Genomic DNA, 26,609 nt, shown 5'->3' on the forward strand with positions numbered 1-26,609 from the left:
GGGGGCCAGGCGGCCCCGTTCAGTGGATGGCGGCAGCGACGATGATGCTGATGCCCAGGCACATGGCGGCCACCACCATGGCCAGCGCCTTGTTGTGCTTCTCGACGATCTCGGCCCACATGTCCACGGGCGTGATCTTGTCGATGATGATGAAGCACAGCCAGAACACCACCACGCCCACCAGCGCATAGAGGATCGAGCCGAAGAAGGCGGCGGGGTTGAACCAGTCGAAGTTCATGATCAGTTTCTCCGTTGTTTACTTGTGGCTGCCGCCCGAGGTGTAGCCACCCCAGGAGCCGCCGCTGCTGCGGGTGTAGCTGTTGCAGTTGGGATCGGTGTTCGGGTTGCAGTTCGGGCGCGACATGCAGCCGCGCAGCATGACGAACACCAGCCACAGGATGACCACGCCGATGACGATGGTCCACAGGCCGAAGCGGCTGCCCGACATCACGCCGACCTGCGAGCGGTCCCGCAGCTGCTTGAGGCCGAAGGCCGTTGCCAGCGTGGTGGCCGAGACGGCGCTGCCATGGGACCAGGTGGTCTCGCCGTTCTCGGTCTCGCTGGCCAGAAAGGCCTTGTTCTGCGCGCCTGCGCTCACATAGTCCACATTGCGCGTGGTCTGGCCGCGCTGCACGGGCCAGTAGAACTCGCCCAGCGCATAGGTGGTCTCGGCCGTGTAGCGCGATTCAAGCTGGTACTGCCGGCCCATGTACTTGGCCGTGCTGCGGTTCTTGGAGAGCTTGGGCACGCCCGTGGTCACGCGGGCCATGCTCCAGCCATCGGAGGAATCGACCAGGAAGGCGAAGCCGGCCTTCTGGCTGAACAGCAGGTATTCCTCCCAGCCAAAGCTCTCGTCGTCGCCGGCCTCCTCGCCCATGCGGTGCTGAAAGCCCACCACCTGCCATTGCAGGCCTTCCAATGCGCCCTTGCTGCCCAGGGGGATGGCGGGGCGCACGGGCTCGTTCTGTTCGGCATAGGACAGTTCCTTGCCAATGCCCTGGCTCAGGTCCACCAGCGATCCGCAACTGGAGCAGCTCAGGCTCTTGGTGGTGGAAAAGCGCACGGGCACCACGGCGCCGCACTTGGGGCAGTTGAAGTGCCTGCCCTGCTCGCCCTTGAGCGAGGCGCCGTCGCGAAGGCCCTGCAGCCTGAGGTCGTCCAGCACCACGCGTTCGCCCAGGCTCAGCGCAGGCGGCTGGGCCGAGAAGTCCACGGACAGGACCTGGCCCTGCTCGCTGCGCAGCTCCACCAGCCGGTACGGCGTGCCGGGCTCGGGCAGCTGCGCCAGTTCGCCCTGGGCCGATACCAGCCGCGCGTTCTGCACGCTGCTGACCGTGAAGCTCTTGCCGCCCAGCACGCGCTGCGAGCCCAGCAGCCAGTCGGAGGCCTTGAACGGCCCGTTGCGCAGGGCCTCGGCCTCCCAGGGCCAGGACCAGACGAACTGGCCGTTGTCCTCGCTCAGGAAGCCCAGCGCACCATCGCTGAACGCGGCCACCCATTCGCTCCAGGCGCCCGCCTCGCTCTTGAGCTGCAGCCGCCCGACCAGGGTGAAGTGCTCGGGCTTGCCGTTGCGCAGCATCTGGCCCGTGGCGCCGATGCGCAGGGGGCTGTAGTCCTCGAAGACCTCGGCCATGGAGCCGCGGCGCTGCAGCACATCGCCCTGGCGCACCACGGTGCTGCGGCAGAACTCGCAGACGGCGTAGCTGGCCTGGGCGCTGGAAAATTCCACGGGCGCGCCGCAGCCGGGGCAAGGTGCGCGATAGACGCGCTGCGATGGACTCGATGCCATGTAAGAAGGTCGTCAGTGGTGAGAGGGCCTGGAGCGCGGCTGGCGGGCCACGCCATTCACGCAAGCTGCGCCCGTGGAGCGCAGCGCGGTGGCGGCGGTCAATGCGGCTTGCCTTTGGCCGTGCCGGGCTTGGCCGCGGCGGCTGCCGGGTCGGCCTTCTTGCTGCCCAGCCTGGATTCCTTGCCAGCCATCAGGCGCTGGATGTTCTCGCGGTGGCGCCAGATCAGCAGGGCCGCCATGGCGACGATGGCGGCGGCAATCGGCGTCTCGGCATACCAGACCACGCCACTGCACAGCAGGTAGTAGACGGGGGCGAACACGGAGGCCACCAGGGCCGCCAGCGAGGAATAGCGGAAGAACACGGCAATGATCAGCCAGGTCAGCGCCACCGCCAGGCCCAGCCAGACGCTGATGCCCAGCAGCACGCCCAGGGCCGTGGCCACGCCCTTGCCGCCCTTGAAGCGGAAGAACACCGGGTACAGGTGGCCCAGGAAGGCGGCCAGCGCCACCATGGCCACCGTGCCGTCGCCCAGGCCGAAGCGGCTGCCGAACCATTGCACCAGGGCCACGGGCAGCCAGCCCTTGGCGGCGTCCAGCAGCAGGGTCACGGCTGCGGCCGCCTTGCTGCCGGAGCGCAGCACATTGGTGGCGCCGGGGTTGCCGCTGCCGTAGGTGCGCGGATCATTCAGGCCCATGGCCCGGCTGACGATGACGGCGAACGACAGCGAGCCGATCAGGTAGGCCGCCACGGTGGCGAGAAGGGGGTAGAGCGCGTTCAATTGAAGTCCTTGGCCGGTCTGTGGAGCGCCGGCGCGCGATCCGGCCAGCCATGATGGCCCGCCCTCCCTGATCGCCGACACATGTTTTTCATCAGGACCTGCGCGAACCCGTTGGAGGCGGTGGCCGCCTTCCCGTGTGCGCAAGTCATGTTCATTTCTTCAGGGCATCTATTCTGCCAGCGCGCAGTGCACGGGCCGTGCATCCAGCAGCTGCACGCAGACCTGCGGGTCCAGCTGCACCAGAAAGCCCCGGCGCCCGCCGTTGATGGCGATGCGCGGCAGCGCCAGGATGCTCTCTTCGATATAGACCGGCATGTCCCGGCGCGTGCCGAAGGGCGAGGTGCCGCCGACCAGGTAGCCGCTGTGGCGGTTGGCGACTTCGGGCTTGCAGGGCTCCACGCTCTTGGCGCCGATCTGCCGCGCCAGGTTCTTGGTGGAGACCTTGCAGTCGCCGTGCATGAGCACGATCAGCGGCCTGGCGTCCTGGTCCTGCATCACCAGGGTCTTGACCACCATGTGCTCGTCCAGGCCCAGGCTGGCCGCGCTGTGCTCGGTGCCGCCGTGTTCCAGGTACTCATAGGGGTGCTCGGTGAACTCCACCTTGTGGGCGCGCAGCAGCTGCGTGGCCGGTGTCTCGCTGACATGAGAGTTTTTCTTGGACATGAATTTTTTATCGTTTTACAATAATTTTTTATCGATTCATCAATACAAGGCTGTGCCATGAACTATACGCCCCACGCCGCGGGCAACGCCCTGAGGCGCCACTCCCAGGCGGCGCGCATCCTGATTGCCCTCGGTGCCGTCGCGCTGCTGGCCCTGCCGGCAGCCGCCCTGCTGTCGCCGCAAGATCTTTCGGGCCAGGCGGAAGGCCTGCTGGGCATGCCGCCCGGCCAGCCGCTGGACATGGCTGCGCGCTGGCGCACCGCACTGGTCAGCCTGCTGCCCGTGGGCTGCGGCCTGTATGCGCTGCGCCAGTTGTGGACACTGTTCGGCGAGTATCTGCAGGGCCGTGTCTTCGGCCAGCAGGCGCAGCACGCCCTGATGCGCTTTGCCTGGACGGTGCTGGCGGGCGCGCTGGCCCTGCCCTTCACGCGCGCGCTGATGTCGGTGGCGGCCAGCATGGGCAATCCGCCAGGGCAGCGCTTCGTCACGCTGGGCCTGTACTGGCACGATGGCCTGCTGGTCCTGCTCGGCGTGGTGCTGGTCTCCATCGCCCATGTGATGCTGCAGGCGCGGCGCATCGCCGACGAGAACGCGGGATTCGTCTGAGCATGCCCATCATCGTCCACCTCGATGTGATGCTGGCGCGCCGCAAGATGCGTTCGCGCGAACTGGCCGAGATGGTCGGCATCACCGAACAGAACATTTCCCTGCTCAAGAGCGGCAAGGTGCGCGGCGTGCGCTTCGACACACTGGAGCGCATCTGCGAGGCACTGCAGTGCCAGCCCGGCGACCTGCTGGAATGGGTGGCTGGGCCCGAGGCTTGAGCAGCGGGCGGCTGCGGCTGATCGCAGGCCTGCTGCTGTCGCTGCTGCTGCATGGGATGCTGCTGTGGCAGGGTCTGGCCCCGGACATTGCGCGGCCCGGCACCGGGCAGGCCGAGGCGCGCCGCCTTCAGGTGGTCTGGGTCGAGACACCGACTTCGATGCCGACGCCGGCGCCCTCTCCTGCTCCTGCTCCTGCTCCAGCGGCTGCCCGGCCCGGACCGGCGCCCGCGCCCGCGTCCCCGCCTACGCGACGGCCGGACACCGCCGCCGTCGCACCGCCATCAAGGCAAAGCGCAGGGGCGGCAAAGGCCATGGAGGAAGCCGCGACAGCCGCCGCGCCGCAAGCGCCTGTGCCCGCCGACACCGCGGCCGTCCCGGACACCGCGCGCAGCGCCAGGGCCATGGGCCGCCTGCTGGACTCGGCCGCAGGCCGCGAGGCCGTGCAGTCGGCGGCCCGGCAGGGCCTGGTCAGGCCCCAGATCCATGCGCAGCGCGAGGACCCGCTGGCCAGCGGCATGCGCGAGGCCGCCCAGGGCGACTGCATGAAGGGCGAGTTCAAGGGCGGCGGCATGGGCCTGCTGAGCCTGCCCATGCTGGCGGCCGCTGCGCTCAAGGGCGAGTGCAGCCGCTGAAGGCGCGGGGCTGAGGCCTATTGCGCAGGGTCGCGCACTTCCCAGCGGATGGCGTCGATGGCCGACAGCAGTTCGGGCGACAGTTGCGTGCCCCAGGCGTTCAGGTCCTCATCGAGCTGGGCCACCGAGGTCACGCCGATGATGGTGCTGGCCACCTGCCACTTGGTGTAGCAAAACGCCAGCGCCAGCTGCGTGGGCGTCATGCCATGCTCGCGCGCCAGCGCGTTGTAGCGGCGCGCGGCGGCCAGGGCTTCGGGCCGGCCCCAGCGCTGCTTGCGCACGGACTCGTAGCGCGCAATGCGTGCGGCCTGCGGCGCAGCGGGATCGGTGGGCGCATGCACGTCGAACTTGCCCGTGAGCAGGCCGAAGGCCAGCGGCGAATAGGCCAGCAGCGACACGCCCAGGCGGTGGCAGCTTTCGTCCATGCCGTTTTCCCAGCTGCGGTTGAGCAGGCAGTAGGCGTTCTGCACCGAGGCCACGCGCGGCAGGCCGTGCTGCTCGGCCAGGCGCACGAATTCGTGCACGCCCCAGGGCGTTTCGTTGGACAGGCCGATGTGGCGCACCTTGCCTTCACGGACCAGGCGGCCCAGCGCCTCGAGCTGCTCGTGGATGCCGGTCTGCGAGCTTTCCTTGGACGGGTCGTAGTACAGCTGGCCGAAGGCCGGCACGTTGCGCTCGGGCCAGTGGATCTGGTAGAGGTCGATCACGTCCGTGCCCAGGCGGCGCAGGCTGCCTTCGCAGGAGGCGGCGATGTCGGCCGCCGTCATGCCCTTGCCCTCGCGCACCCAGGGCATGCCCCGCGAAGGACCGGCCACCTTGGTGGCCAGCACGACCTTGGCGCGCGCGCCGGGGCGCTGGGCGAACCAGCGGCCGATGATGGTTTCGGTGGCGCCGCAGGTTTCGGCGCGTGCGGGCACGGCATACATCTCGGCCGTGTCGAAGAAGTCCACGCCGCGCTCCAGCGCGCGGTCCATGATGGCGAAGGCCTCGGCCTCGCCGACCTGCTCGCCGAACGTCATGGTGCCCAGGCAGATGGGGCTGACTTGCAATGCGCTTTGACCGAGCGCCACCGGTTGCATCGAGGGGGAATTCATGGGCACCGAGTGTAGGGCCGCCCGTGTTTACCCTGACGACAGCGCGCCCACCCGGCCAGGGCCGGGCGGGCGCGCTGCGTCCGTCGGGATCAGGCGCCCTGCGGTGCCTCGGCCTGCAGCACGCCGCGGTTGATCTGGTCGCGCTCCATGGACTCGAACAGGGCCTTGAAATTGCCTTCGCCGAAGCCCTCGCGGTAGTTGCCCTTGCGCTCGATGAACTCGAAGAACACGGGGCCCAGCATGGGCTGGGAGAAGATCTGCAGCAGCAGGCGCGGCTGGCCGCCCTCGGTCGTGCCGTCCAGCAGGATGCCGCGTGCCTGCAGCTCGCCCACAGGCTGGCCGTGGCCGGGCAGGCGGCCTTCCAGGTTCTGGTAGTAGATGTCGTTGGGCGCGGTCAGCAGCGGAATGCCGGCCATCTGCAGCTGGTCGATGGAGTCCAGCAGGTTGTCCGTCAGCAGGGCGATGTGCTGGATGCCCTCGCCGTTGAACTGCATGAGGAACTCCTCGATCTGGCCGCCGCCCTGGCGCGATTCCTCGTTCAGCGGAATGCGGATCAGGCCGTCGGGCGCGGTCATGGCCTTGGAGGCCAGGCCGGTGTACTCGCCCGAGATGTCGAAGTAGCGGATCTCGCGGAAATTGAACAGCTTGCTGTAGAAGTCCGCCCAGTAGGTCATGCGGCCGCGGTAGACGTTGTGCGTCAGGTGGTCCACCACGTGGAAGCCGTGGCCCTTGGGGTTGCGGTCCACGCCGGGCAGGAACTCGAAGTCGATGTCGTAGATGGACTTGCCTTCGTCGAAGCGGTCGATCAGGTACAGCGGCGCGCCGCCGATGCCCTTGATGGCCGGCAGGCGCAGCTCCATGGGACCCGTGGGGATCTCCACCGGCTGGGCGCCCAGTTCCAGCGCGCGCTTGTAGGCCTGGTGCGCGTCCTTGACGCGGAAGGCCAGGCCGCAGGCCGAGGCGCCGTGCTCGGCCGCGAAATAGGCGGCCTGCCCCGGCTCATTGTTGATGATGAAGTTGATGCCTCCCTGGCGGTACAGCAGCACGTTCTTGGAACGGTGCTTGGCCACCAGGGTGAAGCCCAGCTTCTCGAACAGCGGCTCCAGCACGCCGGGCGCGGGCGACGCGAATTCCACGAATTCGAAGCCCATCAGGCCCATCGGGTTGTCGAACAGGTCTGCCATGGTTGGTTCTCCTTGAAGGTTTCAACGGGGGATGTGCGCGGGTTCCAGTACGGATTCCAGCACAGGCGTGGGACGTTGGCGGAACACGAGGCGATAGGCCCCGTAGACCACCAGGACCCAGATCGGAATGGCCAGCGCGGAGGACCGCACCGACGGTGTCAGCAGCATCACGCCCACCACCAGGGCCATGGCAGCCAGGCAGATGGCATTGGTCAGCGGCGCGGCAGGTGCGGGAAAGCCCAGCACGGTCTTGCGCGCCACATGCGCCCGGCGAAAGCGCCAGTGCGCCACGATGATGATGGTCCAGGTGATCACCAGGGCCGCCACGATCAGCGACATCAGCAACTCGAGCACGCCGGCCGGCGCCACATAGTTCAGCACGATGGCCAGCGCCGTGAAGATGGCCGGATAGACGATGGCCCGCACCGGCACGCCGCGGCGGTTGACCTGCATCAGCGAGCGCGGCGCATTGCCTTCGCTGGCCATGCCGTACAGCAGGCGGCTGTTGCTGTAGACCATGCTGTTGTAGACCGACAGCGTGGCCGTGAGGATCACGAAGTTCAGCAGATGGGCGGCCGTGTTCTCGCCCAGGCCCGAGAACACCAGCACGAAGGGGCTGCTGCTGTAGGTGTCGCCGCCGGCCTTGAGCTGGCCCAGCAGGTCGGTCCAGGGCATCAGCGACATCAGCACGGCCATGGAGCCGATGTAGAACACCAGCACGCGGTAGATGAGCTGGTTCACGGCCTTGGGGATGACGGTGCGCGGCTGGTCGGTCTCGGCCGCCGCGAAGCCCAGCATCTCCACGCCGCCGAAGGCGAACATGATGAAGGCGAAGGCCATCACCAGGCCGGACAGGCCGTTGGGAAAGAAGCCGCCGTGCGTCCACAGGTTGCGCACGGTCTGCTCGGGCCGGTCGGCGTTGGCCAGCAGATACACGCCCGCAGCGATCATGGCCAGCACGGCCGCGATCTTGATCAGCGCGAACCAGAACTCGAACTCGCCATAGGCCTTGACGTTGATGAAGTTCACGCCGTTGATCAGCACGAAGAACACCGCCGCCGTCACCCAGGTGGGTATGCCGGGCCACCAGAACTGGATGAACTTGCCTGCGGCCGTCAGCTCCAGCATGCCCACGAGCACATACAGCGCCACACAGTTCCAGCCCGCCAGAAAGCCCGCGAAGCGGCCCAGGTAGCGGTTGGCGAAATAGCTGAACGAGCCCGCGTTGGGCTCCTCGACCAGCATCTCGCCCAGGAAACGCATGATGAAAAAGATGATCAGCCCGCCAATGGCGTAGCCGAGCAGCACGGACGGGCCGGCCAGCTCGATGATGCCGGCCGAGCCCAGGAACAGGCCCGTGCCGATGGTGCCGCCCAGCGCGATGAGCTGGATATGGCGGTTCTTGAGCCTGCGCTCCAGATGGCCCTGCGAAGAAGAACTGTGCATCAAGGGGGTGCTCCGGCTCTCAGCAAGGCGCGCGGCGGCGCAGGGGTTGGAACACTTCGGTGGTCTTCACGGCAATGTCTCCTCGTGGGGTGCCTGTTGGAATGCGGGGCGTTGTGCGCCCCTTGTTGATGGGTATCAACTATAAAAAACAATAAATTATTATTTCTTGTAATTTATCCCTATGGACAAGCCCAAGAAGAAGGAGTAGCGAAGGCGATCGACGCATTGCCACCCGCCATGCCGCACTGCGGCAACGGTTGAACGCCCGCAACAAACAAAAACAATCTACTATTATTTTTTTGCCCTCTGGAGCCCAGAACATGACGACGTCCGCCACGCAGCGGCGCGCACGCACGCCGCAGACCGAGCGTGTGGAGACAACGCAACGCAAGATCATCGACTCCGCCCTGGCGCTGCTGCGCGAGGGCGGCTTCAAGAGCGCCACGCTGCAGGCCATCGCGCGCGGCGCCGACGTGTCGCTGGGCGCGCTGCAGCACCACTTCGAGAGCCGCGATGCGCTGATGGAGCGGCTGGTTATCGAGGTCATGGAGCCGCTGAGCGACCAGGGCACGGTCTGGCCCGACAAGGCCCTGCCTCTGCGCGAGCGCGCACAGACCTTCGTCACCCTGGCCTGGGACAACATCTTCGGCGCGGCCAACTACCAGGCGGCCTGGAGCATGTTCTTCGGCTGCAAGGCCTCCCCCTCGCTGTTCGACCGCGTGGACGCGCGCCGGGTACATGTGGACAGCGTGTTCTACACCCGCTTCCTGGACGTCTTCCCCGAGATCGCGGCCCACCATCCCCGCCCCCAGGGCTTTGCGGCCATGGCCTTCGCCATCCTGCGCGGCACCGGCGTGCTGGAGCTGTTCGAGGTGGGCGAGCAGGAACGCCAGGGCAGCCTCGATGCGCTGGTCGAGGCCATCGTCCAGGCAGGCACCCCTCAGGCCGGCGGCGGCGCCGCCGCCTGAACCTCGGTCAGCCCCCAGACCCTGCGCAGTTGCGACAGCGTGGCCACCAGGGCCGGATCATGCTCGGCCTCGCGCGGATGGATGAAGCCCAGCTGCGCCGACACGCGCGCATGCGGCCAGATGGCCACGCAGCCATGCTCGGCCGCGGCCAGGGCTCGGTCCTCGCGCAGCAGCGCCAGCCCCAGGCCGGCGCGCACCAGGCTCTCGGGCGCGGCGGCGGCATCGCTTTCCACGATCTGATTGGGGCTCAGCCCCTGGCGGGCGAAAAGCGCCAGCAGCAGGGCCTGCTCATGGTGCTGCGCGGGCGCGCCGATCCAGGGCAGTTGCGCCAGGTCCTTCCAGCCCGATTGCAGGACGCGCTCGCGCAGCGCGGGCGGCGCCGCCACGCGGTAGTGCAGTGTCTGCAGCACCAGCGCGCCCAGGTCGCGCGGCATGTGCGCGCCGATGTAGAACGCGCCCTGCAGGCCGCCGGCCGCGACCTGCGCGCGCAGCTCCTCGGCCCAGCCCTGGCGTGTCTTGATGTCCAGCAGCGGCAGCGCCTCCACCAGGCCATGCAGCAGCGAGCCCAGGCGCAGCGCCTCGGGGTCGGCCACCGTGCCCAGCAGCAGCTGGCCGGTGATCTCGCCCTGCAGTTCGCGGGCCTGGCCCTGCAGGCGTCCTGCCGCATCCAGCACCTGCCGGGCGGGCTCCATCAGGGCCTCGCCGGCCCGCGTGAGGCTGATGCGGCCCGGGCGCCGGTCGAACAGCGCCACGCCCAGCTCTTCCTCCAGCGCCTTGATCTGGGCCGTGATGGCGGGCTGGGTCAGGTGCAGGGCCTCGGCCGTGCGCGTGACGCTGCCCAGCGTGGCCGCCGTGACGTAGGCGCGCAGCTGATACATCTCCATGGGCGGCCAGCCTAGCGCAGGCGCCGGGGCCTGCGGCCCGGGCAGGCCCGGGTGTCAGGGAACATCCCTAGCCGTCTCATCGTTCACTCATCGAGGTAGCGCAGCTGCGTGGGCTCGATGCCCAGGCGCACCGGCATGCCCATGGGGAACATGGCAATGCCCGCGTAGTGCGCCTGGTCGGCGACCACGGCCACCTCGCCCACGCGCACGCGGTAGCGCGAGAACTCGCCCAGGAATTCGGCGCTCTCGATCTGCCCTTCCACCCAGACGCGCGAGGCATCGCCCGCATCGTCGCGCACCGCAATCTGCACCTGGTGCGGCCGGAAGGCCAGCGCCGCGCGCCCCGGCACGGGCGGCTGGGCCGGGCGCGGCAGGGTCAGCGTGCCCAGGCCAGGCACCTTGAAGACCAGCGACTCGCCTATCGTCGGCAGCACCTCGCCCTCCAGCACATTGGCCGTGCCGACAAAGCCCGCCACGAAGCGGTTGGCCGGATAGTCGTACAGCCCCGCCGCCGAGCCCACCTGCTGCAGCACTCCCTTGTCCAGCACGGCCATGCGGTCGGCCGTGGTCATGGCCTCTTCCTGGTCGTGGGTGACGAAGATGGTGGTCAGGCCCAGCTTGCGCTGCAGGCTGCGCAGTTCCTCGCGCATCTGCACGCGCAGCTGCTTGTCGAGGTTGGACAGCGGCTCGTCCAGCAGCAGCAGCTTGGGCGCGATCACCACGGTGCGCGCCAGCGCCACGCGCTGCTGCTGCCCGCCCGACAGCTGGCCCGGGCGGCGCTGCGCGTACTGCGACAGGCCCACCAGCTCCAGCACCTCGCCCACCTTGCGGCGGATGGTGTCGCGGCTTTCGCGGCGCTCGACCAGGCCGAAGGCCACGTTGTCGTACACCGTCATGTGCGGCCACAGCGCGTAGTTCTGGAACACCATGCCGATGTTGCGCGCATGCGGCGGCACGCCCGTGATGTCCTGCCCGCCCACCAGCAGCTCGCCGCGCTGGTGCCGGTTGAAGCCCGCGATCAGCCGCAGCAGCGTGGACTTGCCCGAGCCCGAAGGCCCCAGCAGCGCGAAGAACTCGCCGGGCTCGATCTTGAGGTTGACGTCGCGCAGCACTTCGTTGCTGCCGTAGCTCAGGCTGATGTGCCTGCATTCGAGGGAGACAGGGTCCAGGTGCATGGCGTTTCACTCCGAAGTCGATTGCACGGTGGCGCGCGAGCGCTCCACGAAGCGGTGCGAGAAATACGTGCCCAGGCCGACCACGACCACGGCCAGCACGCCCAATGCCGCACCGGGCCCGCGCCCCGAGATGCTTTGCATGTACAGGTAGATGCCGTAGCTCATGGGCGCCTGGCTCTGGGCCGAGGCCAGCATGATGGTGGCCGACAGCTCCACCGCCGCCGTGATGAAGCTGGTGACGAAGCCGGCCAGGATGCCGCCGGCCATCAACGGCACCATCACGCGCCGTATCACGCTGGTGCGGCCCGCGCCCAGGCTTTGCGCGGCCTCCTCCAGCGAGATGTGCACCTGCTGCAGCGCCGCCATGCACGAGCGCAGCGCATACGGCAGCCGCCGCACCGCATAGGCCAGCATGATCAGCACCCAGGTGGTGACGATGGGCGTATCGGTGAAGGGCAGGTTCACGCCCTTGAACAGCCGCAGGTAGCCGATGGCCAGCACCAGCCCCGGAATCGCCAGCGCCACCGAGGCCAGGTAGTCCAGCCACTGCCGGGCAGGCAGCCGGGTGCGCAGGATCAGGTAGGCGATGGCGGTGCCGATCACCACGTCGATGCCCGCCGCCATCAGGCAGTACAGCAGCGTGTTGCCGATCATGTAGCCCGAGTCGGTGAACACCGTGGCGTAGTGCTCCAGCGTGTAGCTGTCGGGCAGCACCGAGAAGCTCCAGACCTTGGAGAACGACATCAGCAAGATGCCGATGTGCGGCGCCAGCACCACCAGCAGCACCAGGGCGATCCAGCCATAGGCCAGCAGCGCCTCCCAGGCCGACAGCCGGCGCTTTTGCAGCGCGCTGCCGCCCTTTTGCAAGGTGGCGTAGTCCTTGCCCTTCATCACCCGCGCGGCCAGCCACAGGGCGACGATGGAGAACGCGATCATGATCACGCTGATCACATAGCCCAGCGGATCATCGAGCCCCACCGAGGTGATGCGCAGATAGGCCTGGGGCGCCAGCATATTGGTCACGCCCATCACCAGCGGCGTGCCCAGGTCGTCGAACACTTTCACGAACACCAGGGCCGCGCCCGCCAGGTAGCCGGGCATGGCCAACGGAAAGATCACGCGCCGGAACAGCCGGAAACCGCGCGAGCCCAGGTTCAGCGCCGACTCCTCCATGGCCCCGTCGATATTGCGCATGGCCGCCACGAGGTTGAGCAAGATGAACGGGAAGTAGTGGATGCTCTCCACGAAGATCACGCCCGTCAGCCCCTCCATGATGGGCACGGTGAAGCCGAACCAGTCGTCCAGCAGCAGGTTGACCGAGCCGCTGCGCCCGAAGATCAGCTGCAGCGCCACCGCCCCCACGAAGGGCGGCATGATCAGCGGCAGCACGCCCAGCGTCTGTATCAGCAGCGCGCCCCGGAACTCGAAGCGCACGGTCAGGTAGGCCAGCGGCACGGCGATCAGGCTGGCGAAGAACACGCTGGCCAGGGACACGCCCAGGCTGTTGAAGAACGACTCGCGAAAGACGGTCTGGCCGAAGAAATTGCCGAAGTGCCCCAGCGTGAGCCCGCCGCCTTCATTGACGAAGGCGGTGTAGACCACCATGCCCACGGGCACGATGAGAAAGGCCAGCAAAAAGGCCAGGATCAGCGCGAAGGCCAGCCACGGCCCCCAGCCCGACGGAATGCGCCGTGCGCGCGCAGCAAGGGGGGCGGCGCCGGACGCCGCCATGGAATCGATGCTCATGCGAATGCTCCGCAGCGAAAGAGACTGTCAAGGGGAGTGCATGCAGGCGCCCGGTGCCGGGCCCCTGCTCCCGCCACTTACCGGGCCAGGCCGCGCGCCTCGGCGGCCAGCTTGCCTGCGCGCTCGTAGTTGGCACGCGCCTTGTCGGCCCACATCTGCTCCAGGCCCGTCAGCTCCTTGGACACGGCCACATCGCGCCGGCTCTTGCGGAACAGCTCCAGGAACTGCTCGTCCTTCACATTGGCTTCGCCCACCAGCGGCGAGTAGGCGATGTCGCGCGCCTGCGCCAGCAGCTCCTGCCCCTTGGCATTGGGCTTGGCCTGCAGGGCCTTGTGCGCCTCCTGGATGGCGCGCGTGGCCGCCTGCAGTTCCTTGAGGCGGAAGGTCACCATCTGGTCGAACAGGCTGATCACCACGGCATAGCGCGACTCGGACAGGTTGGCGTCGAACTGCACCTTGGCGCGCTGCGCCACCTCCTGCGGCACGGGGTAGCCGGCCGGCGCCTTGAGCTGGCTGTAGGGCAGGATGGGCAGGCGGCTGATCTTGGGATCGAACAGCAGCTGCTGGCCCGGCACCGACATGGTGAAGGCCATGAACTTGCGTGCCTCATCGGCATTCTTGGCACCCGCGATCAGCGCGATGTTGGCCGGCACCACGGCCGTCATCGCCGGGTAGGCGAAGTCCACCGGGAAGCCCGAGTACTTGCCCGCCAGCCCGAAGAAATCGATCACGATGCCTATGCCGTACTGGCCGTTGTTCACGCCATCGGGCACGGCAAAGCTGCGGTCGGTCACGGCGGCGGCATTGCCCATCATGGACAGCAGCTGGCGCCAGCCCTTGTCCCAGCCCTCGCCCTGCAGGATGGTCTCCACCGTCAACTGCGTGGTGCCCGAGCGCGAGGGCGAGGAGATGGCGATGTGGCCGAAGTACTCGGGCCGCGTCAGGTCGCTCCACTCCTTGGGCGCCGCCAGCTTGTGCGCCTTCAGGTAGCGCGTGTTCCACATGATTCCGTAGCCGGCCAGCGCCTGGCCGTAGTACAGGCCCTGCGGGTCGTTGAGCGGGTAGTTGCCGATCTTGGCGGGCGCGGCCGGATTGCGCGTCTCGGGCGCGGCGGTCAGCAGCTTGTTGCGCGCCAGCACCTCGAAGGCATCAGGGGCGCTGGCCCACATGATGTCGGGCCGCTGGCCCTCGGGCAGCTCGCGCACATAGGCCACGGCGGCCGTGGTGTTCTTGTTCAGGATCTCGATCTTGATCCCCGGATTGGCCGCCTCGAAGGCCTTCTGGTAGGCCGTGGTCAGCTCCTTGGGAAACGAGGTAAGCACCGTCACCGTGCCGGCCTGGGCCGCCATGGCGGCGCCCCACAATCCTGCGGCCATGGCGGCCGTCAGCCATCTGCGTTGCTGCATTGCTGTCTCCTTCGGGTTGTTGTGCGGTCAATCTGCAACCCACTGTAGGCAGCGCCGGCCCTGCCGGCCAATCATTGTTTCTGATGCCGTGCATCAGCGGCGGCGGCGCTCGGGTTACTACCTGCGGGTCTGCCGCCACAGGGAAATCCCGCGCAACCGCTGTCCCGCCCCTGACTGCTGCACAGCAGCAAACCGGAATAATCGGCGGGATGCTGCAAGCCCCCTCTTCCCTCCCCGCCACGGCCGCTGAAGAAGCGCCCATCTACGCTCCCACACGCCCCTGGCGCTCGCGCATGGTGCCGGTGCGCACCATGGAGTACCACGTGCGCGAGTGGGGACCCGTAGATGGCGATCCCGCGCTGGCGCCGCTGGTGCTGGTGCACGGCTGGATGGATGTGGCGGCCTCCTACCAGTTCGTGGTCGATGCCTTTGGCGAGGCCTTCATGGCGGGGCGCCGCATCATCGCGCCGGACTGGCGCGGCTTCGGCCTGAGCCGGCCGGCCTGGCCTGCCGACCGGCATGACTTTGCCGACTACCTGGGTGACCTGGACCACCTGCTGGACACCCTGGTGGGCGATACGCCCGTGGACCTGGTGGGCCACAGCATGGGCGGCAACGTGTCCATGATGTACGCGGGCGCGCGGCCTGCGCGCATACGCCGGCTGGTCAATCTGGAGGGCTTCGGCATGCCGGCCACCCGGCCCGACCAGGCGCCCGCACGCTACGCGCAGTGGATGGACGAGCTGCGCCAGCTGCGCAACGGCGGCATGGCGCTCAAGAGCTACGACAGCGTGCAGGACGTGGCGCGCAGGCTGATGAAGACCAACCGCCGCCTGCCCGGGGACAAGGCGCTGTGGTTGGCCCACCACTGGGCAGCGCCCAATGCGCAGGGCCGCTGGGAAATCCTGGGCGACACGGCGCACAAGCTCATCAGCGCCCAGCTGTTCCGCGTGGAAGAAATCCTGGCCCTGTACCGTGCCATCACGGCGCCGGTACTGGCCGTCGAGGCCAGCGACGACAGCCTGGGCATGTGGTGGAAGGACCGCTACACGCTGGCCGAGTACCACGAGCGCATCGGGCAGATTGCCGACTGCCGCACGGCCGTGGTTCAGGACGCGGGCCACATGCTGCACCACGACCAGCCGGCGGACGTGGCCGGGCTGATCGAGCAATTCCTCAGCACCTGAGTCCTGCGCGCGCCGCTACTGCAACCTACTGCAACCTACTGCAACCTACTGCGGCCGCAGCATCATGGAATGGCGCCAGCGCGCGGGCGCCATCTGCAGCGGCCGGTAGCGGCCGTCGGCCCATTCGGCAGACATGTCCGCATAGCGGCTGGACAGGGCCACGCCGCTTTGGCCGGTCTGGTAGATGAACAGCGAGCGCTCGGGCTCGGCCAGGTCGTAGATGGCGCGCAGCGATGCCGCATGGCGGTTGGCGAACGGCGCCCTGGCATCACCGGGCAGGTACTGTCCCACGTTGACGGTGTAGCTGTCACCGCCCGAAGGCACGCTGACATTGAAGATGCCCGCCAGCAGCCCCACGCTGCCCAGCGGCCGGTGGCTGCTCAGGGCCGCATGCGCCGTGCCCCAGCGCCAGCGGCCCAGGTCGCTGCCCTGCATGGACTGCAGGCGCACCAGCGCCCGGTCCAGCGCCTGGCTGACCTGGGCACTGCAGCCTGCAGCCGCGCACCACCAGCCGTCGCGGCGTTCCAGCATGCCTTCGATGCCTGCGCGGTAGTCGCGCTTGCCATAGGTGGCCGCAAAGGTCTGGGCGCCAATGCGCGGGATCACCAGGCCGCGCGTCAGTTCGTCCACCCAGGCGGCAAAGATCAGGGGCGCGGCCTGCGCAGCGTCCATGCGGCCGTCGAACTGCGCCATCACCCGGCGCGCCTGCGGGGCCAGCGGATGTGTGGCCGGCGCTTCGTCCAGGGCCTTGAGCATTTGCGGCAACAGGGCGCGGGCGGCCAGCGAGGTCTGGTCGTTCTGGATGGAGGCCATGCTGACCATGTCGTGTCTGTCCTTCGCCTCGATGAGCTCGGAGATGCGGCGGTGGCGGTACGGCAGGCTCCAGTCCTGGGTGAGGAAGTGGGCATAGCCCTCGCGCGTGATGCGCTGGTTGGCGGTGGCCAGATAGCCCAGCGCCGTTCCATCGTCCTGCGGGGCCTGGTCGTAGGGCAGCCAGCCCTGCCAGTCGTAGCGTGCCTCCCAGCCCGGCGCGGGCGCCACGCCGCGCAGGTCGTTGTCGGCCGCACGCAGCGGCACCCGGCCTGCGGCCTTGAAGCCGATGGCGCCATGCACATCGGCCGCGACGATGCTCTGCATGGGCGAGTGGTAGTCGGCAAAGGCCTCGAACAGCTGGACCACGCTGCGCGCCTCGTTGGCCCGCAGGCCCGCCTGTACGGTGAGGTTGTCGGTGTCCAGCGCGGCCCAGCGCAGGGCCACGGCGTAGCGGCGCTTGTCGAGCACGGCCTCGTACTGGGGCTGCACATCGCTGATCACGGGGCCGTGGCGCGTGCTGCGCAGCGTGAGCTGCACATCGGCCCGGCCCTTGACCCTGATGCGCTCGCTGCGCTCGGTGAAAGGCGCCCAGCCGTCCGGCGTGCGGTAGCGGCCCGGGTTGCCTGGATCGATCTGCTCCAGGTACAGATCCTGCACGTCGGGATTGGTGTTGGTAAAGCCCCAGGCCACCTCGCGCGTGCGCCCCAGCACCACGAAGGGCAGGCCCGGCAGGGTGGCCCCGACCACGTCGATGGGCGACAGCGGCGTGCCGTCCTGCGCCTGGCCGGCGGGCGACTGCAGGCGCGCGTAGTACCAGATGGCGGGCGCGCTCAGGCCCAGATGCGGATCGTTGGCCAGCAGCGGCTTGCCGCTGGCCGTGCGGCTGCCCGACAGCACCCAGTTGTTGCTGCCCTTGCCGTCGTTGGTGCCCGCATCGCGCACCATGTCGCGGGACCAGCGGGCCCAGGCATCGCTCGCCTCGCTGGCGGCAGCCACCTTGGGCGCAGACGCAGCCTGTGCCTCCTGGCGGTACACGCCCAGGCCCCGGTAGAGGGCCGCAAGGTCGGTGGAGGTGGCCGGCGCCTCGCCCGGATAAGGCGGCATCAGCTGCCACAGCTGCTGTGTGTCCAGTTGCGAGAGCGCGGCCAGCCGCGCGAATTCATTGCCCCAGTTGCCGCCCAGGTCCAGCGCCATCATCAGCGCCCAGCCCACGCTGTCCTCGGGCGCCCAGGCCGAGTTGTCGCCGCCGCCCGGTGACGTGTCCAGCAGCATGAACTCGGGCACCTGCGGGTGCTGGCGCATGGGCAGCGCCGCGTAGAAGGCCGCGATGCCTTCGCTGTAGGCCTGCAGCGCCTCGCGCGCGTTGGCGGGCAGGGATGCGTACTGGCGCCGCGCCGCGCCGCGTATGTCCAGCGCGCGCATGAGCTTGTCGGTATCCAGCGTGGCCGGGCCGAGGATCTCGGACAGCGTGCCATGCATCAGGCGGCGGTTGAACTCCAGCTGCCAGCCGCGCTCCTGTGCATGCACATGGCCCAGGGCACGCCACAGGTCCTGCGGCGAGAAGGCGCTGATATGGGTGACGTCGGCATCATCGCGCCGCACGCGCACGGGCTGCTCCAGCCCGGCCAGCGTGAGCTGTCCGTCAAGCACCGGCTGCACGCGCACGGCATAGATGGCCAGCGCGCTGCCGGCCAGCAGGGCCGAGCCGACCACCGCCACGGCGCCCACACCCCACCACCGCGAGTTCAGGATTCGCATGATTCCCATTCTTTTCCCCACCCTCTGCTTTTTTCGTATCGTAGTGTTGCAGTTTGTAGCATATGCGCGCGCGACATGCTCACATTGCTCACGACAGAAAGCCGCGCCTGCGGGGCGCAGGCTTCAGGCGACAATCACTGCCGGCCCTGCGCGCATGGATGCAGGGCAACCGACAGAAACAGGAAGTACGTGGAATGTGGCCTTTCAGCCTCTTGAAGAAGCTCACCCAGGACCCGCCCGTGGGCCAGCCCCGTGGTGACTACATCGGCTGCTACCTGCTGGGCACCGAGGCGCCGGGCCAGGCCGGCGTCAGCTACGTCTCGCTGGCCACCACGCGCGAGCAGCTGGAGGCTGATGCCCGCGCCTACCTTGAAGGCTTCGTGCGCGACCACCCCGAGGCCGCCGACACCGACCTGTCCGCCATCCACTCCCTGCTGGAGAACCTGCCCCAGCGCCTGGACGCCCACCTGTCCGGCGACACGCGCGTGCCGCTGGCCGAGCAAGGCGGCACCGTGCTCTTCCTGCGCACCGGCATGCGCGCCCGCCGCAAGGAAAACGGCCGGTATCTCGAATAGCAGTCAGCCCCCACCGCCACCGTACAGAGCCTCAAAAACTGGCGCGGCCAAGAACAAGGGACAGCGAGCAAGGGCCTACGCCGGCCGCGCCGCCCCGCAGCGAGGCTGTCGTCCCCCCGCGAAGCGAGAGGGGAAGGCGCGCAGCGCCTCAGGGGGAGTTCTGCTTGTGCACGTCTTGCCAGCGCAGCATGTCGGTCACGCGCTCGGCCTTGTCGTCATCAAAGCCCAGGCGCTCCACCCGCTCGGCCGGATTGGCCCAGGTGCCGAACAGCAGGTCCCAGACGGGCAGGCCGTAGTTCTGCGCATGGTGGCCGTACTGGTGGTGCACGGTGTGCATCTCGGGCCGCTGCACGATGTATCCCAGCCAGCGCGGCGTGCGGATGTCGGCATGCAGGAACAGATCGAACGCCCCCGTGAGGCCGATGGCGAAGGCGGCAGCCAGCGGGCTGGCCCCCAGCACCCAGTAGCTGGACAGCGCGCTCAGCAGCACGGCGGCCGCCGTGTCCATGGGGTGGGCGAAGAAAGCCGTGAGCGCCTCCACGCGCGGCGCGCTGTGGTGCAGCTGGTGGAACAGGCGCCACAGCGTGTCCGACCGGTGCGTGGCGCGGTGCCACCAGTAAAAGACAAAGCTGGTCAGCACAAAGCTCAGCGCGCCCACGGCCCAGGCCGGCCATTGCCGGCCCACGTCCAGCAACGCATGGCGGCGGATGCTGTCCGAGAACAGATGGCCTACCGCCAAGGTGGTGGCCAGCGTGCCCAGGCCCAGCAGCGTGGACAGGATCAGCCAGCGCCGGTCGCAATGGTTGCGCGAGGCCGGCGCGATCACCTCGCGCGTGAAGATGCCGACGAACATCAGCGCCAGCAGCGGGTAGGCCGCGAACTCCCACATCTGCAGCATGCCGTCCGCTCCTTGCCGCTCAGTGCACGTGGCCCCAGTAGATCAGCGCATCGCGCCCTTCGACCGACAGCGACACGGGCGCGCCCACGGGCAGCATCACCTTGGTCGGCACATGGCCGTAGGGCAGGCCCTGCAGCACGGGGCACTTGACCTGGCTGCGCAGCCAGTCGATCACGGTCTGCAGCTTGAAGCCCTTGTCATGCGAGCTGAGCTTGAACTCGCTGAACTGGCCGAACACGATGGCCTTTTGCTGGGCCAGCACGCCGGCATGCAGCAGCTGGGTCAGCATGCGTTCCACGCGGTAGGGATGCTCGCCCACGTCTTCCAGGAACAGGATGCCGCCCTTGATCTGCGGGAAGTAAGGCGTGCCCAGCAGGGAGACCAGCACGGCCAGGTTGCCGCCCCACAGCGTGGCGCCGCCGCTGATGTAGAAGTCCTTGACCCCAGGCTTGCCGTCTTCGCGCAGGCCGATCTTCGGCATCTGCCAGCCCGCGCCCTCGCCCTGGCCGCTGAGCAGGTCGTTGAAGCAGTCCAGCATGATGTCGTCCACGCCGCCCTCGTCGTCGGGGCGGCCGAAGTCGTGCACCAGCAGCGGGCCGGCCCAGGTGGTGGCGCCGGTCCTGGCCAGCAGGGCCAGCGACAGCGCCGTGAAGTCGCTCAGGCCCACGAAGCGCGTGCCGCCTGCGATGGCCTTGGCCACGGCCTTGTACTTGATGCCCGGCAGGATGCGCGTGAGGCCGTAGCCGCCGCGCGTGGGCAGCGCCAGGTCGGCACCGCTGGCCGCCGCACGCTCGATGGCCGCCAGGCGCGTGGCGTCGTCGCCTGCAAAACGCTGGTGGCTGCTCAGTGCATCGGCATCGATCTCCACCTGATGGCCCATGGCCTCCAGGCGGCGCACGCCGCGCTTGAAGCCGGCCTTGTCGCGCACGGCACCGGCGGGCGAGTAGATATAGATGTGGCGCGGACCCTGGTCATGCGCATGGCCGCAGCAGCTGCCGTCCGCGGCATGCACATGGCCGTGATCGTGATCGTGCTCGTGGCTGTGGGCAGCGCCATGGTCATGCGCCGCAGCATGCGAATGCTCCTGTGCACGGTCATGGCCATGTGGATGTTCGTGCCCGTGGGCACAGCAGGTGCCGTCGGCGGAATGCACATGTTCGTGCGCATGATCAACGGGTGCAGGCGCGGCAGCGGCTGCCTTTTTGCGGGGCGTGCCGGATGTGCTGGGTGTGCCGGGCGTGCTGGAAGAGCGGGAACTGCGCGAAGTGGCCAAGGTGGTTCCATGCCGGCCCTGGCCGGCATGCTCCATATTGCAAGGGGAGTGAAGACGGGGCACTGCCGCTGCGCAGCCCCGGCAAGGGGCCGGCGGCGCAGGCCTACGGGCGGAAGTATTCCACAGCGTCGGCCACCATGCCGGCAGCGCACAGGGGAACCCAATGGCCGCACGGGGATAGGCGCAGCTGCGCTGGCGGCAGCTGTGGCAGCGCCTGCAGCCAGGCCTGGCGCCATGCGGGCGCAGGCAGCAGCGCATCGTGCTCTCCGCCCTGCACCCACAGGCGTTGCTGTTGGCTCCACTGCGCCAGCAACGCCATCGGCAGGGCCGGCATTTCGGCCTGCACGCGGGGCCATGCCTGCAGCGCGGCGCGGTGGCCGGGTTGGGAAAACGGCAGGTTCCAGGCCTGCGGCTGTGCGCCGGCCTCCTCACCCGCCTCGTGCATGGCGCGGCCCACGGGCCATGACGGCTTGCGCGCCGCCTGCGCAAACCATTGCACCCAGGCATCGGGCGCCGGGCCTGCGGGCCAGGCATTCATGATCCAGGCGCCGCAAAAACGGGCGGGCTCGGCCTGCGCCACGGCCAGGCCCAGGTGCGCGCCATCGTCATGGCCGACCAGCACGATGTTCCGCAGGTCCAGCGCCAGCACCAGCTCGCGCAGCACTTGCACATGCCAGGCCGCGCTGTGCGCCTTCTCCTTCTTGGGCTGGTCGCTGCGGCCAAAGCCCGGCAGGTCGGGGACCACCACGCGATGGCCGGCCTGGAGCCAGCCGGGCAGCATGGGCTGGAACAGATGGCCCCATGAGGGGCTGCCGTGCAGGCACAGCCAGGTCAGCGGTGCATCGCGCGGTCCTTCATCGACCACGGCCAAGCGCAGGCCTGCCAGCGCCGGCAGGTCGCTGCGCCACTGCGGCTGGGCAAAGCCGCCAAAGGTGGAATCCGCATGGCGCAGCGCCGTGTCCTTGAGCGGATGCGGCTGGGCCGCGCGCTGCTCGGCGCGGCGCGTGCGAAAGAAGTCCGACATCAGGGCCGCGCATTCGCCGGCCAGCAAGCCGCGCGTCACCTGCGTGTGGTGGTTGATCTGCGGCAGCGCAAACACGTCCAGCACCGATCCGGCCGCGCCCGTGCGCGGCTCGGCCGCGCCATAGACCACGCGGCCCAGGCGCGCATGCAGCATGGCGCCGCTGCACATGGTGCAGGGCTCCAGGGTCACATAGAGCGTGCAATCGTCCAGCCGGTAGTTGCCCAGGCGCGCGGCCGCGTCGCGCAGCGCCAGCACCTCGGCATGGGCCGTGGGGTCGCCCTGGGCGATGGGCGCATTGCGGCCCCGGCCGACGATGGCGCCGTCCTTGACGATGACGGCGCCCACGGGCACCTCGCCCGCCTGGGCGGCGGCACGCGCCAGTTCCAGGGCGGCGCGCATCCAGGCCTCGTCGTCGGCCTGCGGCAGTGGACGGTGCTCGGCAGTCAAGGTGTCACAGTGTCCGGGCGACAGGGGGTCAGGGCAGCGGCTTGCGCACGCCCTGCGCATATTGGTAGAGCGTGACGACCGGCGCCTGCAGCTCGCCCTGGGGCGTGAAGGCAATCGGCGCCGTCACGCCGTCATGCCGGGTCTGGCGCAGATAGGGGATATAGGCATCGGGCCGGATGGAGTCGGCCCGCACCATGGCCTGGGCCAGCACCATGGTGGCGTCGTAGGCGTAGGGGCTGAAGACCTGGTACTGGTCTGGAAAGCGCTGGTCGTAGCGCTGCTTCCAGGCAGCGCCGCCCGGCATGCGCTCCAGCGGGCTGCCGCCCACGGCGCAGGTCACATTGCGCAGCGGGGACGTGTTGCCCGCCAGCTCGGGCAGGCGCAGCGTGCACAGGCCGTCGCCGCCCAGCAGGCGCACCTTGTCCATGGCCAGCTGGGCCATCTGCCTGAGCATGGGGCCGGCCTGGGCGTCCAGGCCGCCGAAGAAGATGGCGTCCGGCTTCTTGCCCTTGATGGCGGTGAGGATGGGCACGAAGTCGGTGGCCTTGTCGCCGGTGAACTGCTTGTCCACGATCTCGATGCCCTGCTCGCGCGCCTCGGCCTCGAACAGCGCCACGATGCCCTGGCCGTAGGCCGAGCGGTCATCGATGATGGCCGCGCGCTTGACGCCCAGCTTGCCCACGGCGTGCGCGACCAGCGCATCGACCATGGCGCGGTCGTCGGCGATCACGCGGTAGGTGGTGTCGTAGCCCGCCTGGGTGATGGCCGGGTTGCTGGCTGCGGGCGTGACCATGACGATGCCGCAGTCGTGGTAGATGGATGTGGCCGGCAGCGTGGTGCCCGACTGCAGGTGGCCGACCACGGCCGCCACCTTCTTGTCGCACAGGCGCCGGGCCAGGGCCACGGCCTGGCCGGGGTCGCCGCCATCGTCGCCGGCCTCCAGCTTCCAGCGCAGCTTGCGCCCGCCGATCTCCAGCCCCTTGGCGTTGAGATCGTCCAGGGCCATGCGCACGCCGTTTTCCTCATCCTTGCCCAGGCTGGCGATGGGGCCGGACACCGGCCCCGCATGGGCAATGCGCACCACCAGGGGCGCATCGGCTGTACCGGGAGCAGCAGGCGCAGCGGCCGTACCGGGTGCAGCCGCCGCAGCGGAAGCCCCTGCCGACTGCCCGTTGGCCGGGCCGCTTCCCGGCAGCGCCCAGGCCAGGCCGCCGCTGCCCAGCAGGGTGCACAGCAGGGCCGGGCCGGCCCACGGGAAATGGCGAATCGAGGCGTGCATGGCAACTCCTGGAAAAAACGGTCAATCTGTGAAACAGGCGCCCTGGCAAACGAAATCCGCTGCGGCGTGGCCCACTTGGGCGCTGCCCGGCCGGGCAAGGCCTGGCGCAGAAAGCGCGCATCAGGCCCGGGGCGGGGCAGGCACGGGCCGGAGTATCCGGCATGGCGGCCCGGCCCGTGCAGTGCGCATCCTAAAGGATAGGCAAAAACCGGCGCCGCCCGCCAGGGCATCGGGCGCATACCCCCTGGCGCGCGTTTTTTCGGTGCTGCGGCGATAATGCTGCGCCTCACCGCAAGCGGGCTGCGAGGTTTTCGTCGCCGGACCGCCCCAAGAGTGGGGGCCTTTTTTTGTCGCCGGGCCGCCCCAAGACAAAAAGCGGCCCCCTTGGGGGGCAGCGGACCTTGCGCAGCAAGGGTAGCGTGGGGGCCAGTTTCCCCCGCATTGCGCCCGACGCCCGGCCCCCACGCCGGTGCGGGTACGAACACAGAACACCACAAAGCCCCATGTCCCTCCTGCCCCACCAGCTCGAACTCCTGTCACCCGCGCGCGATGCCGACATCGGCATCGAGGCCGTGAACCATGGCGCCGACGCCGTCTACATCGGCGGCCCGGCCTTCGGCGCACGCGCCACGGCGGGCAACGACATCCGCGACCTGCAGCGGCTGATCAACCACGCGCACCGCTTCGGCAGCCGCATCTTCATCACGCTCAACACCATCCTGCGCGACGATGAACTCGAGGCCGCGCGCAAGATGGCCTGGCAGATCTACGAGGCCGGTGCCGACGCGCTGATCATCCAGGACATGGGCCTGCTGGAGCTGGACCTGCCGCCCATCCAGCTGCACGCCAGCACCCAGACCGACATCCGCACTCCCGAGAAGGCGCGCTTCCTGCAGGACGCCGGCCTGTCGCAGATCGTCGTTGCGCGCGAGCTGGACCTGCAGCAGATCGCCGCCGTGCGCGCGGCCACCGACCCGGCGCGCACCACCATCGAATTCTTCGTGCACGGCGCGCTGTGCGTGGCCTACTCGGGCCAGTGCTACATCACCCACGCCCACACGGGCCGCAGCGCCAACCGCGGCGACTGCAACCAGGCCTGCCGCCTGCCCTACGAGGTCCTGGACGCGAGCGGCCGCATCATCGCCCACGAAAAGCACGTGCTGTCCATGAAGGACAACAACCAGAGCGACAACCTGCGCGCCCTGATCGACGCCGGCGTGCGCAGCTTCAAAATCGAGGGCCGCTACAAGGACATGGGCTACGTGAAGAACATCACGGCCCACTACCGCAAGCTGCTGGACGAAATCATCGAGGAGCGCGAGTTCTCCGACACGCCCCTGGCGCGCTCATCCTCGGGCAGCACCACGTTCAGCTTCACGCCCGACCCCGACCAGAATTTCAACCGCGAGTTCACCGACTACTTCGTCAACGGCCGCAAGGACGACATCGGCGCCTTCGACACGCCCAAGACACCGGGCCGCGCCATCGGCTGGGTCACCAAGGTGGGCGAGAACTTCGTGGAGATCGAGACCTCGAGCCGCGACACCGAACTGCACAACGGCGACGGCCTGTGCTACTACGACCTGCAAAAGGAACTGGTGGGCCTGCAGATCAACCGCGCCGAGTCGGTGGATGCGAAGAAGTCGCTGTGGCGCCTGTTCCCCAAGGATCCCATCGCCGGCTTCAAGGACCTGCGCAAGGGCCTGGAGGTCAACCGAAACCGCGACATGGCCTGGGTGCGCACGCTGGACAAGAAGTCCAGCGACCGCCGCATCGGCCTGTGGGCCGAACTCAAGGAAACGCCCGACGGCTTTGCGCTCACGCTGACCGACGAGGACGGCTTCACCGCCACTGCCGCCATCGCGCAGGAACACCAGGCCGCCACCGACGCAGCCCGTGCCGAGGCCACGCTGCGCGAGCAGCTGGGCCGCTTCGGCGCCACCATCTTCTCCGTGCATGACATCGGCCTGCAGCTGAGCCAGCCCTGGTTCGTGCCGGCCTCGGCCCTGAACCAGCTGCGCCGCGACGCCGTCGCCGCGCTGGAGGCCGCGCGCCAGGCCGGCTTCGTGCGCCTGCCGCGCGCCCTGCCCGTGGAGCCGCCCGTGCCCTTCCCCGAGGACACGCTGACCTATCTGGCCAACGTCTACAACCAGAAGGCGCACGACTTCTACATCAAGCACGGCGTCAAGGTCATGGACGCGGCCTACGAGAGCAAGGAAGAAGAAGGCGAAGTCAGCCTGATGATCACCAAGCACTGCGTGCGCTTTTCCATGAGCCTGTGCCCCAAGCAGGCCAAGGGCGTCATCGGCGTCAAGGGCACCATCAAGGCCGAGCCGCTGCAGCTGATCAACGGCAAGGAAAAACTCACGCTGCGCTTCGACTGCAAGCCCTGCGAGATGCATGTGGTCGGCAAGATGAAGCGCGCGGTGATCAACCAGCACGCCAAGGAAATGCAGGAGTTTCCGATGCAGTTCTACCGCACGCGTCCCGTGCCTTCGGCCAGCGCCTGACAGGCCTCGGCCTCCACCCACAAGCGCCCGCGCTCCGTCAGGGCCGCCAGCCACCGCCCCTCTTCCTGCTCCAGCCTGACCCAGCCCGGCCCCGGTGTGCCGGCAATGGGCGCATCGCCCATCAGCGCCAGGCAGCGCATGAGCACGCTGGCGCCCTGCCCCAGGCGCTTGCCCAGCCTGGGCAGGGACATGGGTGCGGGCTCGGTGGCCAATTCGCGCAGGATGGCGGCGGCCAGTTCTTCCATGCCTTGCACT

24 protein-coding genes are annotated in these 26,609 nt (G+C 68.7%); 7 read left to right on the forward strand and 17 right to left on the reverse strand.

Annotated features, from left to right (window positions below):
• Positions 1-19: 19 nt before the first annotated feature.
• The 4 genes from BO996_RS22205 to ybaK form a co-directional block, all read right to left on the reverse strand.
• On the reverse strand, positions 20-238 hold the full coding sequence (locus BO996_RS22205) for a DUF350 domain-containing protein (protein ID WP_013801574.1): 219 nt from the start codon (positions 236-238) through the stop codon (positions 20-22).
• 18 nt (positions 239-256) lie between these two features.
• Entirely contained in the window at positions 257-1,789 is a 1,533-nt protein-coding gene (locus BO996_RS22210; RefSeq protein ID WP_071956434.1) for a DUF4178 domain-containing protein, read from the reverse strand.
• A 98-nt stretch (positions 1,790-1,887) separates the two neighbouring features.
• Positions 1,888-2,568: a glycerol-3-phosphate 1-O-acyltransferase PlsY gene (plsY, locus tag BO996_RS22215; RefSeq protein ID WP_013801572.1), complete on the reverse strand. Its 681-nt coding sequence runs from the start codon at positions 2,566-2,568 to the stop codon at positions 1,888-1,890.
• A gap of 168 nt (positions 2,569-2,736) precedes the next feature.
• Complete coding sequence (gene ybaK, locus BO996_RS22220; RefSeq protein ID WP_012206589.1) at positions 2,737-3,231, reverse strand: Cys-tRNA(Pro) deacylase; 495 nt, start codon at positions 3,229-3,231, stop codon at positions 2,737-2,739.
• A gap of 57 nt (positions 3,232-3,288) precedes the next feature.
• Here ybaK and BO996_RS22225 point away from each other — a divergent pair, with 57 nt between their 5' ends.
• Genes BO996_RS22225 through BO996_RS22235 form a run of 3 tightly spaced genes read left to right on the forward strand, consistent with a single transcriptional unit; the run spans position 3,289 to position 4,687 of the window.
• On the forward strand, positions 3,289-3,837 hold the full coding sequence (locus BO996_RS22225) for a DUF2975 domain-containing protein (RefSeq protein ID WP_013801571.1): 549 nt from the start codon (positions 3,289-3,291) through the stop codon (positions 3,835-3,837).
• Positions 3,838-3,839: 2 nt separating this feature from the next.
• Positions 3,840-4,055: a helix-turn-helix domain-containing protein gene (locus BO996_RS22230; RefSeq protein ID WP_013801570.1), complete on the forward strand. Its 216-nt coding sequence runs from the start codon at positions 3,840-3,842 to the stop codon at positions 4,053-4,055.
• Positions 4,031-4,687: a hypothetical protein gene (locus tag BO996_RS22235; RefSeq protein WP_232240406.1), complete on the forward strand. Its 657-nt coding sequence runs from the start codon at positions 4,031-4,033 to the stop codon at positions 4,685-4,687. Before BO996_RS22230 ends, BO996_RS22235 begins: the two co-directional genes overlap by 25 nt.
• Before the next feature lie 17 nt (positions 4,688-4,704).
• On the opposite strand, the gene BO996_RS22240 is transcribed toward BO996_RS22235, so the two are convergent.
• From BO996_RS22240 to BO996_RS22250, 3 genes are all read right to left on the reverse strand, one after another.
• Positions 4,705-5,766, reverse strand: a complete 1,062-nt coding sequence (locus BO996_RS22240) for an aldo/keto reductase (RefSeq protein ID WP_026062059.1) — start codon at positions 5,764-5,766, stop codon at positions 4,705-4,707.
• 104 nt (positions 5,767-5,870) lie between these two features.
• Positions 5,871-6,965, reverse strand: coding sequence for a 4-hydroxyphenylpyruvate dioxygenase (gene hppD / locus BO996_RS22245; protein ID WP_063325866.1), 1,095 nt, complete (start codon positions 6,963-6,965; stop codon positions 5,871-5,873).
• Positions 6,966-6,986: 21 nt separating this feature from the next.
• Positions 6,987-8,411: an amino acid permease gene (locus tag BO996_RS22250; RefSeq protein WP_065348041.1), complete on the reverse strand. Its 1,425-nt coding sequence runs from the start codon at positions 8,409-8,411 to the stop codon at positions 6,987-6,989.
• Between the two features lie 320 nt (positions 8,412-8,731).
• On the opposite strand from BO996_RS22250, the gene BO996_RS22255 reads away from it, so the two are divergent.
• On the forward strand, positions 8,732-9,379 hold the full coding sequence (locus BO996_RS22255) for a TetR/AcrR family transcriptional regulator (RefSeq protein WP_047218409.1): 648 nt from the start codon (positions 8,732-8,734) through the stop codon (positions 9,377-9,379).
• Here the strand turns inward: BO996_RS22255 and BO996_RS22260 are convergent.
• The 4 genes from BO996_RS22260 to BO996_RS22275 all read right to left on the reverse strand — a co-directional run bounded on the left by BO996_RS22260 (position 9,352) and on the right by BO996_RS22275 (position 14,590).
• On the reverse strand, positions 9,352-10,263 hold the full coding sequence (locus BO996_RS22260) for a LysR family transcriptional regulator (protein WP_016449232.1): 912 nt from the start codon (positions 10,261-10,263) through the stop codon (positions 9,352-9,354). The genes BO996_RS22255 and BO996_RS22260 overlap by 28 nt on opposite strands.
• Positions 10,264-10,346: 83 nt before the next feature.
• On the reverse strand, positions 10,347-11,438 hold the full coding sequence (locus tag BO996_RS22265; protein ID WP_012206598.1) for an ABC transporter ATP-binding protein: 1,092 nt from the start codon (positions 11,436-11,438) through the stop codon (positions 10,347-10,349).
• 6 nt (positions 11,439-11,444) lie between these two features.
• A complete protein-coding gene (locus BO996_RS22270; protein ID WP_071956436.1) occupies positions 11,445-13,184 on the reverse strand; it encodes an ABC transporter permease in 1,740 nt (579 codons plus the stop codon).
• 77 nt (positions 13,185-13,261) lie between these two features.
• A complete protein-coding gene (locus BO996_RS22275; protein ID WP_013801562.1) occupies positions 13,262-14,590 on the reverse strand; it encodes an ABC transporter substrate-binding protein in 1,329 nt (442 codons plus the stop codon).
• A gap of 209 nt (positions 14,591-14,799) precedes the next feature.
• Here BO996_RS22275 and BO996_RS22280 point away from each other — a divergent pair, with 209 nt between their 5' ends.
• The gene (locus BO996_RS22280; protein WP_071956437.1) at positions 14,800-15,777 is read left to right on the forward strand and encodes an alpha/beta fold hydrolase; all 978 of its coding nucleotides are present in this window, start codon (positions 14,800-14,802) and stop codon (positions 15,775-15,777) included.
• Between the two features lie 45 nt (positions 15,778-15,822).
• On the opposite strand, the gene BO996_RS22285 is transcribed toward BO996_RS22280, so the two are convergent.
• Positions 15,823-18,357: a penicillin acylase family protein gene (locus BO996_RS22285; RefSeq protein ID WP_071956438.1), complete on the reverse strand. Its 2,535-nt coding sequence runs from the start codon at positions 18,355-18,357 to the stop codon at positions 15,823-15,825.
• A 185-nt stretch (positions 18,358-18,542) separates the two neighbouring features.
• On the opposite strand from BO996_RS22285, the gene BO996_RS22290 reads away from it, so the two are divergent.
• Positions 18,543-18,923, forward strand: coding sequence for a hypothetical protein (locus BO996_RS22290; RefSeq protein ID WP_034395933.1), 381 nt, complete (start codon positions 18,543-18,545; stop codon positions 18,921-18,923).
• A gap of 148 nt (positions 18,924-19,071) precedes the next feature.
• On the opposite strand, the gene BO996_RS22295 is transcribed toward BO996_RS22290, so the two are convergent.
• The 4 genes from BO996_RS22295 to BO996_RS22310 all read right to left on the reverse strand — a co-directional run bounded on the left by BO996_RS22295 (position 19,072) and on the right by BO996_RS22310 (position 23,844).
• The gene (locus BO996_RS22295) at positions 19,072-19,821 is read right to left on the reverse strand and encodes a sterol desaturase family protein (protein ID WP_071956439.1); all 750 of its coding nucleotides are present in this window, start codon (positions 19,819-19,821) and stop codon (positions 19,072-19,074) included.
• A gap of 19 nt (positions 19,822-19,840) precedes the next feature.
• A complete protein-coding gene (locus tag BO996_RS22300) occupies positions 19,841-20,833 on the reverse strand; it encodes an LD-carboxypeptidase (RefSeq protein WP_071957196.1) in 993 nt (330 codons plus the stop codon).
• Positions 20,834-21,197: 364 nt separating this feature from the next.
• Positions 21,198-22,517 carry a tRNA adenosine(34) deaminase TadA gene (tadA, locus tag BO996_RS22305; protein ID WP_071957197.1) on the reverse strand — a complete coding sequence of 440 codons (1,320 nt, stop codon included), beginning with the start codon at positions 22,515-22,517 and terminating at the stop codon, positions 21,198-21,200.
• A gap of 76 nt (positions 22,518-22,593) precedes the next feature.
• Positions 22,594-23,844: a branched-chain amino acid ABC transporter substrate-binding protein gene (locus BO996_RS22310; RefSeq protein ID WP_071956440.1), complete on the reverse strand. Its 1,251-nt coding sequence runs from the start codon at positions 23,842-23,844 to the stop codon at positions 22,594-22,596.
• A 503-nt stretch (positions 23,845-24,347) separates the two neighbouring features.
• On the opposite strand from BO996_RS22310, the gene BO996_RS22315 reads away from it, so the two are divergent.
• A complete protein-coding gene (locus BO996_RS22315) occupies positions 24,348-26,354 on the forward strand; it encodes a peptidase U32 family protein (protein ID WP_013801553.1) in 2,007 nt (668 codons plus the stop codon).
• Here BO996_RS22315 and BO996_RS22320 read toward each other — a convergent pair.
• Entirely contained in the window at positions 26,318-26,599 is a 282-nt protein-coding gene (locus BO996_RS22320; RefSeq protein WP_012206611.1) for a hypothetical protein, read from the reverse strand. The two genes, BO996_RS22315 and BO996_RS22320, sit on opposite strands and share 37 nt — an antisense overlap.
• Positions 26,600-26,609: the final 10 nt, after the last annotated feature.

Source organism: Delftia sp. HK171 (assembly GCF_001886655.1).
Taxonomy (GTDB): Bacteria; Pseudomonadota; Gammaproteobacteria; order Burkholderiales; family Burkholderiaceae_C; genus Comamonas; species Comamonas acidovorans.